This is a genomic window from Terriglobales bacterium, assembly GCA_035937135.1.
Classification (GTDB): domain Bacteria; phylum Acidobacteriota; class Terriglobia; order Terriglobales; family Acidobacteriaceae; genus DASYVL01.
The window spans coordinates 1-14111 of the sequence record DASYVL010000072.1 but is presented as its reverse complement, the minus strand read 5'-3'; the positions used below and the strand labels follow the sequence as shown (position 1 = coordinate 14111).

The following is a 14111-nucleotide window of genomic DNA, read 5'->3' as shown; positions in this document are numbered from 1 at the left end:
CAATGAAGAAACGCGGTCTCAAACCGAGCAGGAACCTCGACCGCCGCCGGCGCAGCCTGAGCGATCCCGACAGCGTGCGGGAGCTGGTGTATCGCCTGCAAGAGGGGATCTACATCACCAACCATAGAGGGGAGATCCTGGACGCCAATCCGGCGATGCTCGAGATCTGCGGAGCCTCCTCGCTGCAGCAGCTCCAGAAGCTCAAGGCGACGGACCTGGTGGATCCCGAGATGCGCAGGCGGGAGATGGAACTGCTGAAGCGCAAGGGCTCGGTGCAGAAATTCGAGCTGCAAATCAGACGTCCGGACGGCCAGGTGCGCACCGTCATCGACACCGCCCACCGCACCCGCGACCTCAGAACCGGCGAAGTGCTGTACCACGGCATCCTGGTGGACATCACCCTGCGCAAGCGGCTGGAGAGCCAGTTGCAGGAGCAGAGCATCCGCGATCCGCTCACCGGATGCTTCAACCGCCGCTACCTGGAGGAGTTTGAGAGGCGTTGGCGGAATCGGCGCCAGTCCTGGGGCTGCCTGGCGGTCGATATCGACCACTTCAAGCATTACAACGACCGCTACGGGCACCAGGCGGGGGACGACGTGCTGGTCCGCATGAACCGCTTCCTCATGCGCCAGACGCGCGCCGAGGAAGGGGTGGTGCGCACCGGCGGAGACGAGTTCGTGGTGCTGCTGCCGGGCGCGGACCTGGCCAACACCGAGGCCACCGCCCGCCGCCTGGAGCTGGCCGCCAAGAGGGAAGCTCCGGTGCCGTTCTCTCTGGGCTGGGCGGCGCGGCGCTCCGGCGAGAAGCTGGAGCGGACCCTCGCCCGCGCCGACCGCAGCATGCTCTCCATCCGCCTGCGCCGGCGCTCCCCCAGCCGCGACCGGAGGCTGGGGCGGTAGGGGGAAAGAAAAAAGGTAAAAGGGAAAAGGGAAAAGGGAAAAGGTTAAAGACACACCAAAACCAAACGCAAGGTCCTTCTCCCGCTGCGCGGGCTCAGGATGACAGGGCGGCTGCTCGGGGAGAACGCCCTCGCGCGCGCTTCTGGCCTGTGGCAGGGTAGGGGTCTTTCGACTCGGCCGTCGTCCCGCAAAGCAGGACTCCGGCCTCGCTCAGGGTGACAAGCGAAAATCAAGATCAAGGACAGTACTTCTCGTGCTGCTCCAGAATGTAGTGGTCGGTCATGCCGGCGATGTAATCGCAGACCACGCGGTGGGGCGGCTCGTGTCGGGCCTTCTCGCGGTAGGTCTTGGGCAGGGCTTCGGGATGGGCGACCCAGTACTTGAATAGCTCAGCAATCACTCGCTCGGAGTGGGCCTTCTCCGGCTTGAGCGCGGAGTTGGAGTAAAGGCGCTGGTTGAGGAAGGCCTTGGCCTGGAGGCGCTCGGCGTCCACCTCCGGGCTGAAGGCGGCCAGGCGCTCGCCATGGGCGCGCACGTCCTCGAGCGAATTCACCCCCGCGGCCTCGATGCGCGCGCGCGTGTTCGTGATGAGGTCGCTGGCCATGCGGTCGAGCATGCGCTTGAGCGCCTCGTTGAACTTCAGCTTCTCTATGGCCGCGGGATATTTTCTCTCCGCCTCGCGGTAGAAGCGGTCGAAGATGCCGACGCGCTCGCGGATCTCTCCCAGCTTGAGCAGCTTGGCTTCGTAGCCGTCGTCGAGGTCGGCGGTGTTGTAGGCGATCTCGTCGGTGAGGTCGATGAGCTGGGCCTCGAGCGGCGGGCGCTGGCCAAGCTGGTACTCGGCGAGCTGCGGGTAGTCCGCCAGCTTGTAGTCGCGCGAGTGCTTGATGATGCCCTCACGCACCTCGAAGGTGAGGTTCAAGCCGCGGAAGGCGGCGTAGCGCACTTCGAAATCCTCGACGATGCGCAGCGCGTGCAGGTTGTGGTCGAAGGAATCGCCATGGGCGCGCATGGCGGCGTCGAGCGTCTTTTCCCCGGAGTGGCCGAAGGGCGGATGGCCGACGTCGTGCACCAGCGCCAGCGCCTCCACCAGCTCCGAGTTCAGGCCGAGCTGGGCGGCGAGGGTGCGGGAGATCTGCGAGACCTCGATGCTGTGAGTGAGCCGGTTGCGGAAGTGGTCGGAGAGGCGGCGGGTGAAGACCTGGGTCTTGTTCTCCAGGCGGCGGAAGGCGCGGGAGTGGACGACGCGGTCGCGGTCGCGCTGGAAGTCGTCGCGATAGGGATGCGCGGGCTCGGGATGGCGGCGTCCGCGCGACTGCTCCACGCGCACCGCGTAGGGAGCCAACATGGGGGTGAGTTTACACCGGGGAACCCGCACAGCCGAGGACGGCTGTGCCGCACGGTCCGTTACTTCTTGCCGTCGCCCTGGCGGGCCAGCCGGATCTTGGCCGACTCCAGCTTCTTCTGCACTTTGGCGACGTCGGCGGACTCGACCTCGGCGGGAACGGCGCGGCCCCACTCCTCCAGCGCCCGCTCCCAGTGCGCCGCCGCCAGCTTCAGCCGCCCCGTTTTCTGGTAGAGGTCGCCCAGGTGGTCCTGGACGGTGGGGTCGTTGGGGATGCGCTCGGTAGCCTTGCGCAGGCTCTCCTCGGCCAGGTCATAGTTGCCGAGCTTGAAGTAGGCCCAGCCCAGGGAGTCCAGGTAAGCGCCGTTCTGCGGCTCCAGTGCCACCGCCTTCTTCACGTGTCCCAGGGCCTCCTCCAGGCGCAGCCCGCGGTCGGCGAGCATGTAGCCCAGGTAGTTGAGGACGGTGGCGTTGTTGGGATCGGCGGCAAGGATCTTCTTGAACATCTCCTCGGCCGCCTCGTACTTCTTCTGGCGCTCGTACATGGAGGCCAGCATGAAGTTGACGTACTCCTTCTCTTCGTCGCGCGTGGAGAGCTTGCCAGCCTGCGTGATCGCCTCTTCGGCTTCGTTCCAGCGCTTGAGGCGGCTGTTCATCTGGGCCAGGGTGATATAAACCTCGCGATCCTCGGGGCCGCCCTTGAGCATGGCCTTGACCTTGGCCAAAGCGCTTTCCGGATCGGGGCCGTCGGCCAATTGGCCGGCGAGGATGAACTGCAAGGTGCGGTCCTGGGGCAGCTTAGCGGCGGCCTCCTTGGCCACAGAGGTGGCCTGCGGCCACTGCTTGGCGTCGCGGTAGGTCTCAATCATCTGCTGATAGCCGCGGGAGGCGTTCTCGTCGCCCAGTTCCAGCATCTTCTGGAAGGTCTCGACGGCGGACTGGGTCTTGTGCATGGTGCGATAGACGGTCCCCAGCCGCTCCAGGAAGACGGAGCGGTTGCTGCGGTCGCCGGGGGAGTAGCTACCGTCGGGCTTGACCGTCTTCTCCAGCAGCTTTTGAAGAATGGGTACGACCTCTTCGTAGCGGCCCTGGGTCTCATAGACCAGCGCGATGTTGTAGGCGACCTCGAGCGAGTCCGGGACCAGCCCCGCTGCTTTCTTCAGATTTTCGACGGCGGAGTCGAACTTGCCCATGCGGCGGTAGATGTCGGCCATGCGCAGGTAGGACTGAGGGTCCTGCGGGTCGGCCTCGGCGATGGCCTTGTACTGCTCCAGCGCCGCCTCCGGATGGTTGTCGAAGGCCAGGTTCTGGGCCAGGCCGCGCATCGCGTCCAGGTTCTCCTTATCCAGCTCGACCGCCTTCTGGTAGGCGGCGACGGCCTGCTTGTAGTTCTTCTGCTGCTCCTGGGTATAACCCAGCGCGGAGTAGATCTTGGCGGAGCGCGCGCCTTCGGGCACGGACTCCAGCACCGCGATGGCGCGCCTGGAGTCGCCCTCTTCGTTGTAGAGATAGGCCAAGCTGGTGACCGCTTCCTCGGCGTCCGGCTGCACCTCCACCGCTTTCTTGAAAGCGGCCTCGGCTTTGAGCAGGTCGTTGTTCAGCCGATAGAGGCGGCCGAGCAGCAGGTGGTTCTCGACGTTCTTGGGCTCCAGCCGGGCCAGGGCCTCGAACTGCTCGATGGTGAGCTTGAGCACCGACTGCGACTGCCCGGACTGCAGGTCGCCGAGGGAGCGCAGGTAGACGCGGCCCAGCAGGCGGTGGGCCTCGAGGTTGTTGGGATCGCGCTTGAGGATCTCCTGCGCCTCCAGCACCGCGTCGCGGATGCGGCCGGTCTTGGCGTAGAGCTCGGCCAGCTCGGAGTTGAGGTATTCCGAGCCGGGATCGGCGGCAAGCGCCGCGCGGTATTCGTCAACGGCCTTGCTGACGAACTCGGAGCGGCCATACACCGTCGCCAGCTCCTCGTACACATGCGCCAGCGAGTAGTGGTAGTAAGCAGCGGCGCGATCGGGTTCGACCGCGGGCTTGCTCTCGGCCGCCGCGGCGGGCGGCGCGCTCTGGGACGCAGGGGCCGGTGCGGCCGGCGTCTGGGTTTCCGGCGCGGTCGCTGTGGGCGGCGCGGGCGGTTGCGCAGCCGCGCGCGTGGTCTCGGAGCACGAGGTCAGCAGCAGGAAGAACAGCAAAGAGAGCAGCAGGACTGTGGGATTCTTCATTGGGCCGGATGGTTTTCCTTCTTCAGTATTCTAGAACACGCGGCGGAGACTCGCCACTCAGTGCCGGAAATGCCTTACGCCGGTGAGGACCATGGCCAGGCCCAGGCGATCGACGGCGGCGATGACTTCCTGGTCCTTCACCGAGCCGCCGGGCTGGATGATGGCGGTGGCGCCGGCCTTGGCGATCTCCTCCACGCCGTCGGGGAAGGGGAAGAAGGCGTCGGAGGCGGCGACCGTTCCCTTGAGCGGCAGGACGGCTTTCATGGCGCCGAGCTTGCAGGAATCCACGCGGCTCATCTGGCCGGCGCCCACGCCCACCGTTTGGCCGTCGCGCGCATAGACGATGGCGTTCGACTTCACGTGCTTGCACACCTTCCAGGCGAAGAGCAGGGCGCGCATCTCCTCCTCGCTCGGCGGGCGCTTGCTGACCACCTTCAGGTCGGCGTCGGAGAGCGGGCGAACGTCTTCGTCCTGCAGCAGCGCGCCGCCGGAGACATGCTTGAGAGTCCATTTCGGCGGCGCGGAAACGATCTCCACCAGCCGCAGGTTCTTCTTGGCGGCGAAGCGGGCGCGAGCGTCCGGGTCGAAACCCGGGGCGGCGATGGCTTCGACGAAAAGCTGGGCCATCTCCTCCGCCGCCGCGGCATCCACGACGCGGTTCACGCCGATGACGCTGCCGAAGGCGGAGACCGGGTCGCAGGCCAGCGCCTTCTGGTAGGCCTCGAGCAGAGTCGTTCCCGTGGCGGTGCCGCAGGGATTGGTGTGCTTGATGATGACGCACACCGGCTCGGTGAACTCCTGCGCCAGGTCCCAGGCTGCCTGCAGGTCCACGAGGTTGTTGTAGGAAAGCTCCTTGCCCTGGAGCTGGCGGCCGTTGGCTACGCCCGCGCCCGAGCCGTCGGCGTACATGGCTGCTTTCTGGTGGGGATTCTCGCCGTAGCGCAGGTCGAGGACTTTGTTGAGCGAGAGCCGCAATGTCTGCGGGAACCCGGCCGGCGGCGCGAGCTCGAAGCCGGCGCCGTTGCTGCTCACCCGCTCCAGAGTGGAGGCGATAGCGGAATCGTAGGCGGCGGTGGTGGCGAAGGCCTTCTGCGCCAGGCGCCAGCGAGTGGCGAGGGAAAGCTCGCCGCCCGATTGTTTCATCTCTTCGGCGATGGCGGAGTAATCCTGGGGCGAGGTGACGATGGCTACGTCCTGAAAATTCTTGGCGGCGGAGCGGATCATCGAGGGTCCGCCGATGTCGATGTTCTCCACCATCTCTTCGAAGCGCACGCCGGGTTTGGCGGCGGTCTTTTCGAAGGCGTAGAGATTCACCACCACCATGTCGATGGGGGCGATGCCATGCTCGGCCACCGCGGCGCGGTGCGCCGGGTTCTGGCGCACGTGCAGGATGCCGCCGTAGACCTTGGGGTGCAGCGTCTTCACCCGGCCGTCGAGCATCTCGGGAAAGCCGGTGAGTTCACTCACGTCCTTCACCGCGATGCCGGAGTCGCGCAGCAGTTTGGCGGTACCGCCGGTGGAGACTAGTTCCACTCCCAGGGCGGCGAGCTGGCGGGCGAACTCGGCGAGGCCGGACTTATCGGTCACGCTTAGGATGGCGCGCTGGATCTTAGGCACGTCTCTTCCTCGGGCAGGTTGTTGGGTGATGCAATAAGAATATCAGGCAAAGCAATCGGGGCGCTCAGGTCTTGGCTTTGGCCTTGAGCCGCACTTGGCCGGCTTCCATCTCCACCGAGTATTCGACCGCATGGCAGCCGTAGTCCTTGCGGATCTGCTCGGTCTTTTTCTTGACGAAGGCCTTGAAGGAATCGAAGTTGGCGGAGCCGGCGCCGGCGTCGCCGGCCCGCTTGCGCGCCTCGGTCATGGCATTGAACAGTTGCTGGACGTTTTCGTGGTCGGCGTCGGCGTCGGAGCAGTGGGTGGTGAAAGGCTTCTCGCCCTCGTCTGCCTTCGGCCTCATCCCCTGCTCCAGGGCTTCGGCGGCGGCCTGGTCCTCCTCGATGCGCAGCCCCTGGATGCCCAGCACCGCGTCCTGGGGACGGCGGTAGCCCTCCTCCTTGATCTTCAGCTTCTGCCGCCACAGGTCGCTGAACAGGGCGTAGCGCTGCACGATGGAGTTGTATTTGAAGCGCTGGGGAAAGCTCATCTTGTGCGTGTCGCTGTACTTCTTGAGGATGGACTGGACGCGCCACTCGGTGTCGGCCGGAGGCCTCTTGGAGCCGCCGCCGAAGTACACGTCATACTCGATCTTCAGGCGGCGCACCGTCTCTTCGAGGAGACTGATTTCCTCGTCTACGGTCACGAATCACCTCGCGGCACCCGGCGGCGGCGGCTCGAAACGGGCAGGAAAAACGCGGCCATCCTCATCTGCCGGGAAAGCGGAATATATCACAAAGGAGAGGGGAGGGGCAGGGAGGCGCCGGGGGCTATTTCCCGGAGCTGGCGGCCATTTTCTTGACCATGGCCAGCACCAGCTTGCGGTCGCTATCGTTGAGGCTGGCGGAGTAGCGCCGCACCTGGCTGAGGAAGCGCACCTGGTCTTCGCTCAGTTGCGGGATGTTGCGGGCGTGGCCGTTGTCGCGGGCCTGGTCGGCGAAGAACTGCGCCAACGGAAGCTCCATGGCGCCGGCGATTTTGGCTAGGGTGTCGAGAGAGGGAATGGTGTGGCCGTTCTCCACCCGCGAGAGGTAGCAGCGCAGCAGGCCCGTACGCTTCTCGATGTCGCCTTGCGACATGCCCCTTTGCAGGCGGAAGCTTCGGATGGTCTCGCCAATATTCATCTGAGTGATGCCGTGTGCCCGGGAAGGTGGCTGCATAGTAATCAGAGTCGCACCGTCTGGCAAGTGGATTTTTTTTCTAAGCTCCGGGGGACTATTTTTCCTTGCCGAGCGCTTTCCCGACCAGATCCAGTTCCATGTAAATGGCTCCGGCAACGGGATTTTCCCGATATGGGGGGATTTCGCGGAAGCCCAGCTCGCGATACAGGGCGATGGCCGAGTCCATCTTGCCCACGATGGTGTCTAGGCGCATGCGCGAGTAACCCATGGCGCGCGCCTCCTGGATGACACGCTCCGCCAGCGCGCGGCCCAGCGCCTTGCCGCGGAACTCCGGGCGCACATAGAGCCGCTTCATCTCGCAGATGCCGTCGCTCAGCTTGTGCAGCGCCACGCAGCCTGCGGTTTTTCCCTCATGCTCGGCCAGCAGCAGGCGACCCTCGGGCGGCGCATAGTCTCCGGGCAGCCCGGCCATTTCCTTGTCGAAGCTCTGGAAGCACAGGCTGAAGCCCAGCGATTGGGCGTACTCCAGGAAGAGCTGGCGCGCCTGCTCGATCTGTACCGGCGTAGCTGCCGGGAGGATTCTTAGCGCCGCGTCGCTGCGGGGGCGAGACGCCCCCGAGACAGCCGCCGGGACGGCAGCGCTACGCTTGTGGTCAGAGCTCATAGACCAGCCCTAGTTTATTCTAAAGGACGTGCCGCGCCCGCCCGCCCCCGGCCGCTCTCCCACGGCAGCTCTCCTGCTGGGCCTGATCATCACCCTGGGCGCGGTGGTGGCCTATTCCGGGTACATCGTTCGGCAGATCTCGGGGCTGCGCAAGCTGCAGACCGACATGGTGGATCGCAACCGCAAGGACTCGTTGCAACTGCTGCGCATCCAGAATGACTTGAACTCGCTGGGGCTGGCCATGCGGGACATGCTGGCGGGCGACGAACCCTATCCGCTGCCCGCGTGGTCGGCGCAGTTCCAGCGCACGCGGGTGGACCTGGACGACGCGCTGCGATTGGAAGAGGGCCTGGCCCCGGCCGACCGCACGCCGGAGCAGAAGCAATACCTGCGCAGCTCGGTGGCGCAGTTCTGGGACGCCGCCGACCGCACCTTCGCGCTGGCGGGAGAGGGCAAGGAAAAAGAGGCGCGGGAGCAGATCCGCATCACGCTGCAGGCGCGGCAGGCGGCGCTGAGCACGGCGGTCTCGCGGCTGCTGGTGCAGAACAACGAGAGCGAGCAGCAGGCAGCCGAGCGCGTGGCGGCGATTTACGATGCGGTGCAGCGACAGGTCTACGTGTTCCTGCTGGCCACGCTGATCACCATCCTGCTGACCAGCCTGTACCTGATCCGCTCCAACCGCGCCATCTTTGCCCGGCTGGACGTGCTCTCCCGCCAGCGCAGCGAGCTGGCGCAGACGCTGATCGCGACCCAGGAATCCACGCTGCGCCACATCTCGCGCGAGCTGCACGACGAGTTTGGCCAGGTGCTGACCGCAACCGGCGCCATGCTGACGCGCGCCGGCAGCCATGCGCCCGAGGGCAGCCCGCTGCGCGGCGAGCTGCGCGAGGTCTGCGAGATCGTGCAGTCGTCGCTGGACAAAGTGCGCACCCTTTCCCAGGCGCTGCACCCGGTCATGCTGGATGAGATGGGCCTGGAGAGCACGCTGGACTGGTATCTTCCCACCGTGGAGCGGCAGACCGGGCTGGCACTCGCCTACGAGAAATCGGGGACGCCGTTCCCGGTGGAGGGCGAGAGCGGGGTGCACATCTATCGTGTGTTGCAGGAGGCGGTGAACAACGTGGCGCGGCACTCGGGCGCCAAGCAGGCCTGGGTGCGCCTGCGCTTCCTGCCGGAATCTTTGGAACTCGAGGTGGAAGATCACGGCGCCGGGCTGGGAGTCCAGAAGGGCAAGCCGGGGATCGGGCTGGTGGCCATGCGCGAGCGCGCCGAGTTGCTGGGCGGAAGCCTCGAGCTGCTGCGGCCGGCGCCCGGGGGGACGCTGGTGCGGCTGCGGGTGCCAAGGGAGAAGGGGGATTCTCATGCCGGATAAGATCTCCGTCCTGCTGGTGGACGACCACGCCCTGGTGCGCCGCGGCCTGCGGCTCATCCTGGAAGACGCGCCCGACGTGGCCGTGGTGGGCGAGGCGGGCGACGGCACCGCGGCCGTCCAGTTGGCGAGAGAGCTGAACCCCAACGTCATCGTCATGGACTGCGCCATGCCCGGCATGAGCGGACTGAATGCGACGCGCAAGATCCTGCAGGAGTCGGCGCAGGCGCGCATCCTGATGTTGAGCATGCACTCCGAGGACACGCTGGTGCGGCAGGCGCTCGAAGCCGGCGCTCGCGGCTACGTCCTGAAGAACGCCGTGGACCTCGACCTGGTGGCCGCGGTGCGGCGCGTCGCGGCGGGGGAGATCGTGCTCGATCCGCAAGTCTCCCGCGCGGCCGTGCTGAAGGGCGAGCGGAACCTGGGCCTGACTGCGCGGGAGCTGGAGGTTCTGCAGTTCATCGTGGACGGGAAGACGGCAAAGCAGATCGCCACGCAGCTCGGGCTGAGCGCCAACACCGTGGCCGTACATCGCGCCAACATCATGAACGCGCTGCACATCCACAAGACCGCCGAGCTGGTGGTGTACGCCATCCGCAAAGGCCTGGTGAACCTGCCGTGAACCGCCGCAGCTTTCTTTCCGGCCTGGCCGTGCTGGCCGCCGCTTCGCAAGTCGGGCTCGAAGAGTTGCTGGCGGCGCCCGCTCCGCAGGCGCCGGGGCTCGGTTTCCGCCTGGTGGATGTGACGGCCAAGGCCGGCATCCAGTTCCGCCACAATAGCGGCGCCTATGGCGGCAAGCTGCTGCCCGAGACACTGGGCTCGGGTTGCGCCTTCCTCGACTACGACGGCGACGGCTGGCAGGACATCCTGCTCATCAACGGCATGGACTGGGCAGGGCACGAGCGCCAGCGCAGCACATTGCGTCTCTATCGCAACAACCGCAACGGAACGTTCACCGACGTCACCCGCCGCGCCGGCCTCGACGTCGAGATGTACGGCATGGGCGTTGCGGTGGGCGACTACAACAACGACGGCTTCCCCGACCTGCTGATCACCTGCCTGGGGCAGAACCGATTGTTCAGGAATACTGGGAAGGGAACGTTCGTGGACGTGACGCGCGCCGCCGGGCTCGAGGGCCGCGCGGGCTTCAGCACCTCGGCGCTGTGGCTGGACTACGACCGCGACGGCCTGCTCGACCTGTTCGTGTGCAACTACGTGAAGTGGTCGCCGGAGCACGACGTCTTTTGCAGCCTAGACGGCAAGCACAAGTCCTATTGCACGCCCGAGGCCTACCGCGGCGAAACCTGTTGGCTCTTCCGCAATCGCGGCAACGGGACCTTCGAGGACGTCACCGCCAAGAGCGGCATCTTCGACACCAGCTCGAAGTCGCTGGGGGTGGCGATGCTTCCCGGAACCGAGGGCTGGCCCGACCTGCTGGTGGCCAACGACACCCAGCCCAACAAGCTCTATCGCAACCAGCGCAACGGGACATTCAAGGACGTGGCCGTCGAAGAAGGAGTCGCCTTCAGCGCCGAGGGAAAAGCGCGCGCTGGCATGGGAGTGGACGCCGCCGATTTCGACAACTCGGGCGTCCCGGGGGTGGCCATCACCAACTTCGACAACGAGATGATCGGGCTGTACCGCTTCTTTCGCAACGGCGCCTATGAGGACGTGGCGACGCCCGCCGGAATCGGGACGGCGTCCAAGACCACGCTGGGCTTTGGCTGCATGTTCTTCGACGCCGACCTGGACGGCTGGCTGGACCTGGCGGTGGCCAACGGCCACATTGACGAGACGGTGCGCAGCATCCGCGGCAACGTGGGCTATGCCCAGCCGCCGCAGCTCTTCCTGAACGGCGGCGCGGGGAAATTCCGCGACGTGGCCGGGGAAGCCGGTGGCGGCTTCAGCCAGCCCAAAGTCGGCCGCGGCCTGGCCTGCGGCGATTTCGACCGCGACGGCGATGTGGACCTACTGCTCACCACCAACAGCGGCCCCGCCTTCCTCTACCGCAACGACCAGCTCGCCGGGAACCGCAGCATCCGCTTCCGCTTGACCGGCACGCAGTCGAACCGCGACGCCATCGGCGCCGTGGTCCGCATCTTCTATGCGGGCGCCAGCCAGTCCCGCCTGGTGAAGGGCGGGTCCAGCTACCTCTCGCAGTCGGAGCTGCCCGTAACCTTCGGGCTGGGGAAGCGCGACCGCATCGAGCGCGCGGTGCTCCAGTGGCCGAGCGGCCGCGTCGAGGAGCACAAGAACCTGACGGCGGGTCGCGCCTATGAATGCGTGGAGGGGAAGGGGATCACTCCGCTGTCGAGCTTCTAACCGCAGAGTTGGCTGAGAATGCGCGGAGTTCGCAGAGAAAGCAGGAAGTGGCCTAGCCCATCAACATGCCACCGTTCACGTTGAGCACGTGTCCGGTGATATAGCTCGCCTCTTCTGAGGCCAGGAAGCGGACGGCGTGGGCGACGTCCGAGTCCGAGCCGGCGCGGCCCAGCGGGATCATCTTCAGCACCGTCTCCTTCAATTCCGCGGAGAGGCCGGCGGTCATGGCGGTCTCGATGTAGCCCGGGGCCACGGCGTTGACGGTGATGTTGCGCGAGGCCACCTCGCGCGCCACGGCCATGGTCAGCCCGACGAGGCCGGCCTTCGAGGCGGCGTAGTTCGCCTGTCCCGCCTGGCCCATCTGTCCGAAGATGCTGGTGATGTTGATGATGCGTCCCCAGCGCTGCTTGAGCATGGGGCCCATCACCTCGCGCGTGCACAGGAAGGCGGCGGTGAGGTTGGTGGAGAGGACGTCGTCCCAGTCGGCGCGCTTCATGCGCATCACCAGTTGGTCGCGGGTGATGCCGGCGTTGTTCACCAGGATGTCGAGCTTGCCGAAGTGCGCGATGGCCGCCTTCACGCCGGCCTTGATGTCATCTTCCTTGGCGACGTCCATGGGAAAGGCGGCAGCCTTGCCGCCGGCGGCGGTGATCTCAGCCACCAGGGCGTCGAGCTTGTCGCGGCTGCGGGCGGCAGCGGCAACAGCCGCGCCGCTGCGGGCAAGCTCCAGCGCGCAGGCCCGCCCTATGCCCTGCGAGGCTCCCGTCACCAGCGCTATCCGGCCTTCTATTCCCGGCATCTCCGTCTCCTGGGATTGAAGCCCGAGATTATACGCTGCGCGCCAGCGCTAGGCGTTCCGCTTGACATCCAACTGCACCAAGTGAAACGCTACGAGAGATCAAGGAGAGGATTTCAAAATGGCAAAGAAAAGCAGAGGCGGAAGAATGACGGCAGCGAAAAAGCGCGCCGCGAAGAAACCTGGTGGACGCGGGCCTGTCAAGAAGCGTGCAGCCGGTCGACGCATTAGCAAGACCTAGGAACGCGACCCTCACCTCCGCATCTGATGTGGGTGCATGGCCGGCAGGATGTCGGCGCTACCCGGCGCGCGCGTCCTTCCGAAAGAGGTAGCGGAGCCAGGGCGGCGCCACCAGCGTGGTGACGGCGGTCATAAACAGCACCACTGCATAGGCTTCCTGAGAGATGGTTTTCAGGCTGAGGCCGACGGCGGCGACGATCATTCCCACCTCGCCGCGCGGGGTCATGCCCACGCCTACGCGCAGGGCTTCGCTGCGTCCCTGGCCGAGGACGGGAAGGCCGCATCCCACCACCTTGGCGGCGATGGCCAGCAGCGAGAGGACCACGGCCGTGACCAGCACGCGGCCGGAGAAGACGTGCAGGTCGAGTTGCGCTCCCAGGGTGAAGAAGAAGAAGGGCGCCAGGAATTCGTTGAGGGCGTTGGCGCGCGGCTGCAGGTTCCATTCCGGGGAGAGCTCGGCGAAGGCCAGGCCGGCGAAGAAGGCGCCGATGATGGCCGCCATGCCGATCTCCTCCGCCGCCGCCGAGAGGCCCAGGCAAAGGCCGAGGGCGACGATGAGCGGTGCGTCGCGCAGCGACAGGCCTTCCACCCGCGGCTGCATGCGGCGGACCACGCGCGGCGCCACAAAGAGCATGAACAGGGCGAAGGCCAGGGACACCGCCGCCAGCGCGCCCAGTTGTACCCACTGGCCCGGGCCGGCCTGGGCGCGGCTCACGACCACCGCCAGCGCCAGCATTCCCAGGATGTCATCAAAGACGGCGGCACCCAGGATGACGCGGGCGGCGCGCGTCTCCAACGCCTGCAAGTCGCGCAGCACGCGCGCGGTGATGCCCACGCTGGTGGCCACCATGGCCGCAGCTACGAACAGCGCTTCCGGGCTGGAGGAGCCGCGCAGGCTCATGAATCCGAAGCCAAGCACGAAGGGGACGGTCACGCCCGCTGCGGCCACGGCCAGCGCTGTCCGTCCCACGCCGGTCAGCTCCTTGGGATGGATTTCCAGGCCGACGGTGAAGAGCAGAAAAATCGCGCCCAGCGCGGCCAGGGAGACCGTGGTCTCGCTGGGGCTCACGACCTTCAGCAGACCCGGGCCGAGCAGCACTCCGGCCAGCATCTCTCCCAGTACGGCGGGGAGCGAGAGACGCTCGAAGATCTCCCCCAGCAGCTTCGCCGAGACGAAGATGAGGAAGAGCTCCAGCAGGAGAGATTCGCCGCCGTGGGGCATGCAGAGTTTTTACTGCATGGGATGACGGACCGCCACAGGAATCGGCCGTCTGGTTCGATTCTCAATATCCCGAGCGCAGCGAGGGAGCCCTACCCTCAGGGATTGTGATGGGCAGGTAGGGATTCCTCGCCTTCGGCTCGGAATGTAATGTAAGGAGATAACAGGAGTCAGGCGGCGGGGCGCTTGGCCTCGGCGGGTGGCGTGGGATGAATGGCGCAGGCGGCGGAAAAGCGATGCCGACGCGCGGCAAACCAGCGATAGGCGCGC

Annotated in this window: 12 protein-coding genes; 4 read left to right on the top strand and 8 right to left on the bottom strand. The window is 66.2% G+C overall.

The features are described 5' to 3' along the window. Positions 1-2 precede the first annotated feature (2 nt). On the top strand, positions 3-899 hold the full coding sequence (locus VGQ94_04495; GenBank protein HEV2021765.1) for a sensor domain-containing diguanylate cyclase: 897 nt from the start codon (positions 3-5) through the stop codon (positions 897-899). A 235-nt stretch (positions 900-1134) separates the two neighbouring features. Here VGQ94_04495 and VGQ94_04490 read toward each other — a convergent pair whose 3' ends face one another. From VGQ94_04490 to VGQ94_04465, 6 genes are all read right to left on the bottom strand, one after another. Next, positions 1135-2247 (bottom strand): deoxyguanosinetriphosphate triphosphohydrolase, encoded by a 1113-nt coding sequence (locus VGQ94_04490; protein HEV2021764.1) that lies wholly within the window; start codon positions 2245-2247, stop codon positions 1135-1137. 59 nt (positions 2248-2306) lie between these two features. Next, on the bottom strand, positions 2307-4454 hold the full coding sequence (locus VGQ94_04485) for a tetratricopeptide repeat protein (protein ID HEV2021763.1): 2148 nt from the start codon (positions 4452-4454) through the stop codon (positions 2307-2309). A gap of 57 nt (positions 4455-4511) precedes the next feature. Further along, positions 4512-6071, bottom strand: coding sequence for a bifunctional phosphoribosylaminoimidazolecarboxamide formyltransferase/IMP cyclohydrolase (gene purH, locus VGQ94_04480; protein ID HEV2021762.1), 1560 nt, complete (start codon positions 6069-6071; stop codon positions 4512-4514). 64 nt (positions 6072-6135) lie between these two features. Further along, a complete protein-coding gene (locus VGQ94_04475) occupies positions 6136-6756 on the bottom strand; it encodes an MXAN_5187 C-terminal domain-containing protein (GenBank protein HEV2021761.1) in 621 nt (206 codons plus the stop codon). Positions 6757-6880: 124 nt separating this feature from the next. Next, on the bottom strand, positions 6881-7270 hold the full coding sequence (locus VGQ94_04470; GenBank protein HEV2021760.1) for a helix-turn-helix transcriptional regulator: 390 nt from the start codon (positions 7268-7270) through the stop codon (positions 6881-6883). Between the two features lie 55 nt (positions 7271-7325). Continuing rightward, positions 7326-7895, bottom strand: coding sequence for a GNAT family N-acetyltransferase (locus tag VGQ94_04465; GenBank protein HEV2021759.1), 570 nt, complete (start codon positions 7893-7895; stop codon positions 7326-7328). Positions 7896-7923: 28 nt separating this feature from the next. On the opposite strand from VGQ94_04465, the gene VGQ94_04460 reads away from it, so the two are divergent. From VGQ94_04460 to VGQ94_04450, 3 genes are read left to right on the top strand one after another with little or no spacing between them, the layout of a single operon-like run. After that, positions 7924-9267 carry an ATP-binding protein gene (locus VGQ94_04460; protein ID HEV2021758.1) on the top strand — a complete coding sequence of 448 codons (1344 nt, stop codon included), beginning with the start codon at positions 7924-7926 and terminating at the stop codon, positions 9265-9267. Then, entirely contained in the window at positions 9257-9886 is a 630-nt protein-coding gene (locus VGQ94_04455) for a response regulator transcription factor (protein ID HEV2021757.1), read from the top strand. The genes VGQ94_04460 and VGQ94_04455 overlap by 11 nt, the downstream gene beginning before the upstream one ends. Beyond that, positions 9883-11586 carry a CRTAC1 family protein gene (locus VGQ94_04450; GenBank protein ID HEV2021756.1) on the top strand — a complete coding sequence of 568 codons (1704 nt, stop codon included), beginning with the start codon at positions 9883-9885 and terminating at the stop codon, positions 11584-11586. Before VGQ94_04455 ends, VGQ94_04450 begins: the two co-directional genes overlap by 4 nt. Before the next feature lie 52 nt (positions 11587-11638). Here the strand turns inward: VGQ94_04450 and fabG are convergent, their stop codons facing one another. After that, positions 11639-12385, bottom strand: a complete 747-nt coding sequence (fabG, locus tag VGQ94_04445; GenBank protein ID HEV2021755.1) for a 3-oxoacyl-[acyl-carrier-protein] reductase — start codon at positions 12383-12385, stop codon at positions 11639-11641. A gap of 295 nt (positions 12386-12680) precedes the next feature. After that, positions 12681-13844, bottom strand: a complete 1164-nt coding sequence (locus VGQ94_04440; protein ID HEV2021754.1) for a cation:proton antiporter — start codon at positions 13842-13844, stop codon at positions 12681-12683. Positions 13845-14111 lie beyond the last annotated feature (267 nt).

Bases quoted from the DNA above. Each gene is read 5' to 3' on its own strand.
- VGQ94_04495 (HEV2021765.1), top strand. From the start codon at position 3: ATGAAGAAACGCGGTCTCAAACCGAGCAGGAACCTCGACCGCCGCCGG.
- VGQ94_04490 (HEV2021764.1), bottom strand. From the start codon at position 2,247: ATGTTGGCTCCCTACGCGGTGCGCGTGGAGCAGTCGCGCGGACGCCGC.
- VGQ94_04485 (HEV2021763.1), bottom strand. From the start codon at position 4,454: ATGAAGAATCCCACAGTCCTGCTGCTCTCTTTGCTGTTCTTCCTGCTG.
- VGQ94_04470 (HEV2021760.1), bottom strand. From the start codon at position 7,270: ATGCAGCCACCTTCCCGGGCACACGGCATCACTCAGATGAATATTGGC.
- VGQ94_04465 (HEV2021759.1), bottom strand. From the start codon at position 7,895: ATGAGCTCTGACCACAAGCGTAGCGCTGCCGTCCCGGCGGCTGTCTCG.
- VGQ94_04455 (HEV2021757.1), top strand. From the start codon at position 9,257: ATGCCGGATAAGATCTCCGTCCTGCTGGTGGACGACCACGCCCTGGTG.
- fabG (HEV2021755.1), bottom strand. From the start codon at position 12,385: ATGCCGGGAATAGAAGGCCGGATAGCGCTGGTGACGGGAGCCTCGCAG.
- VGQ94_04440 (HEV2021754.1), bottom strand. From the start codon at position 13,844: ATGCCCCACGGCGGCGAATCTCTCCTGCTGGAGCTCTTCCTCATCTTC.